The organism is Flagellimonas iocasae (assembly GCF_042682725.1).
Classification (GTDB): domain Bacteria; phylum Bacteroidota; class Bacteroidia; order Flavobacteriales; family Flavobacteriaceae; genus Flagellimonas; species Flagellimonas iocasae.
Map to the genome: position 1 here is coordinate 1 of NZ_JBHUHU010000006.1, position 402 is coordinate 402.

General features: G+C 60.7%; 1 protein-coding gene. It reads left to right on the forward strand.

Going from position 1 to position 402, the window contains the following annotated elements; all coding sequences use genetic code 11:
* On the forward strand, positions 1-402 hold a 402-nt coding region (locus ACFSJE_RS18205; protein WP_379832311.1), incomplete at both ends, for a hypothetical protein.

The window sequence follows — 402 nt, forward strand, 5'->3', positions numbered from 1 at the left end:
GGCCATCGGGCTGAGCGGCACTTCCATCACGGTGACCGATCTTGGTGGCACGTTGAGCCAGGACCTTGATGGCACATTCGCCACCGATGCTGAGCTTGCAGCCTTGAACACGGACGATGCGGATGCCGACCCGACGAACGAACTTTCGGACCTTTCCTTGACAGGGACGACCCTTGAACTGACGAACGCGGTTGCCGGAGCCACCGGTGTTGACCTTGACGGCACCTTTGCCACTGACGCTGAGCTTGCGGCTTTGAACACGGACGACGCGGATGCCGACCCGACCAACGAGTACAACACGGCCATCGGGCTTAGCGGTACCTCCATTACGGTGACCGACCTTGGCGGCACATTGAGCCAGGACCTTGATGGCACCTTTGCCACGGATGCTGAGCTTGCAGC